At 72.4% G+C, this 2,131-nt stretch carries 2 protein-coding genes and 1 pseudogene; all 3 read right to left on the bottom strand.

What is annotated here, in order from left to right; genetic code table 11:
• A pseudogene (locus AC30N0_RS17250) lies at window positions 1–371 on the bottom strand (SPOR domain-containing protein); the annotation flags it as partial.
• 27 nt (window positions 372–398) lie between these two features.
• The gene (gene folC, locus AC30N0_RS17245; RefSeq protein WP_489519126.1) at window positions 399–1,697 is read right to left on the bottom strand and encodes a bifunctional tetrahydrofolate synthase/dihydrofolate synthase; all 1,299 of its coding nucleotides are present in this window, start codon (window positions 1,695–1,697) and stop codon (window positions 399–401) included.
• Window positions 1,694–2,131: acetyl-CoA carboxylase carboxyltransferase subunit beta (locus AC30N0_RS17240; RefSeq protein WP_489519125.1), on the bottom strand; the 438-nt coding region annotated here is incomplete at its 5' end. The genes AC30N0_RS17240 and folC, both read right to left, overlap by 4 nt.

Below are 2,131 nucleotides of genomic sequence, written 5' to 3'. Positions count from 1 at the left end.
TCGGGGGGCGGCGCCGGCCGCGGCGGAGCGAGGTCGCGCCCGGCCTCGCCGCGCGCTTCCGCCGGCGCGGCTTCTCGGCTCGGCGCCGCCTGCGCCACCACCGGCTCGTCGGCCGGGCGAACCGGCGCCGGCCGCGACTGCGGCATGGCCAGCGGCGGCACCGCATCGCGGCGCGGGATCTCGATCGGAATGTCGATCGGGACCGGGCGCGGCTGCGTCTCGAAGACGAGCGGGAAGCCGATGATGCCGATGGCGAGGAGAACGACGGCCCCGATGAGCCGGTGCCGTGCGCGGGTTCGAGCTGCCTGGACGGCGTCGGCCGATTCGACCGTGGGCGTGTGCGCCGGGGAGTCGCTCTTCTTCTTGAACATCGATGATTGCCGTTCGAACCGCCGGACTCAGGGGACGTGGCGGCCGGCTCGTTGCGGCAAGCCGTGCTCGAGCACGCCACCGACCGTGTAGAAGGAACCGAAGACCAGAATTCTATCAGCGGGTTCTGCCGCGGCGACCGCGGCGGCGAGCGCCGACGCCGGGTCGGCGTGGGTCGCGACGGTCGCCTTCGAGCCCGCGCCGGCCGCCTCGCGCCAGCGCGCGGCGAGCTCGTCGGCGGTCGCCGCCCGGGCCACTGGCAGGTCGGTGAAGTGCCAGGCCTCGACGAGCGGTGCGAGGCGCTGGAGCATGGCGCCGATGTCCTTGTCGCGCATCGCGCCGAAGACGGCGTGCGTGCGCGGGAAGAAGCCCATCTGGTCGAGGTTGAGCGCCAGCGCGGCGATCGCGTGCGGGTTGTGGCCGACGTCGAGCACGAGGGTCGGCTCGCCGGGCAGCACCTGGAACCGGCCTGCCAGTTCGACCGTGGCCAGCCCGCTCCGCACTGCCTGCGCGCTCACCGGCAGGCGCTCGCGCAGCGCCTCGAGCGCCGCCAGCGCCCCGGAGGCATTGAGCAGCTGGTTCGCGCCACGCAGCGCCGGGTAGGCCAGGCCGCTGAACCGCATCTCGCGGCCGACCCAGTTCCATTGCTGGCGATCGCCCGCATGGTGAAAGTCGACCCCGGCCAGGCGCAGGTCGGCGCCGATGCGCCGGGCTTCGCTGACGACGCTCGCCGGCGGCATCGGATCGCTGACGATGGCCGGCCGGCCCGCGCGCATGATTCCCGCCTTCTCGCGGCCGATTGTCTCCCGGTCGTTGCCCAGGAACTCGCGGTGGTCGATGTCGATGCTGGTGATGACGGCGCAGTCTCCATCGAAGGCATTGACCGCATCGAGGCGGCCGCCGAGCCCGACCTCGAGGATGACGAGGTCGAGCGGCGCCGCAGCGAACAGCCGGGCGATGGCGAGCAGCGTGAACTCGAAATAGGTCAGGCTGATGTCGCCACGCGCCCGCTCGACGGCTGCGAAGTGCGGGAGCAGCTCGGCGGCGTCGACGCTGCGGCCGCCGACGCGGCACCGCTCCTCGAAGTGGACGAGGTGCGGCTTGGAATGGAGCCCGACGCGGTACCCGGCGGCGAGGGCGATCGATTCGAGCAGGGCGCAGGTCGAGCCCTTGCCGTTGGTGCCGGCGACGACGATGACCGGCGCCTGGAACGCGATCGCCAGGCGGGCCTTGACGACGGCGACGCGGTCGAGCGTCAGCTCGATGGTCTTCGGATGCAGTTGCTCGCAGTGCGCCAGCCACTCGGCCAGCGTCGCCGGCGCGGTCACGCCACCGCGTCGGAGGGCAGGCGCTGCAGCATCGCGATCTGCCGGGCGATGCTGGGGCGCAGCTCGCGCCGGTCGACGATCATGTCGATGGCGCCTGTCTGCAGCAGGAACTCGGCGCGCTGGAAGCCTTCCGGCAGCTTCTCGCGCACGGTGTTCTCGATCACGCGCGGCCCGGCGAAGCCGATCAGCGCCTTCGGCTCGGCGATGACCACGTCGCCGACGAAGGCGAAGCTCGCCGACACGCCGCCCATGGTCGGGTCGGCGAGGACGCTGATGTAGGGCAGCCCGGCCTTGGCCAGGCGCGTCAGGGCAGCGTTCGTCTTGGCCATCTGCAGCAGGCTGAGCAGGCCCTCCTGCATGCGCGCGCCGCCGGTCGCGGTGAAGCTGACGAACGGCGTCTTCTGTTCCAGCGCGGCGTTGACGCCGCGAACGAA

The organism is Rhizobacter sp. (assembly GCF_031412495.1).
GTDB lineage: Bacteria > Pseudomonadota > Gammaproteobacteria > Burkholderiales > Burkholderiaceae_C > Schlegelella_A.
This window is presented reverse-complemented; position numbering and strand designations above follow the sequence as displayed.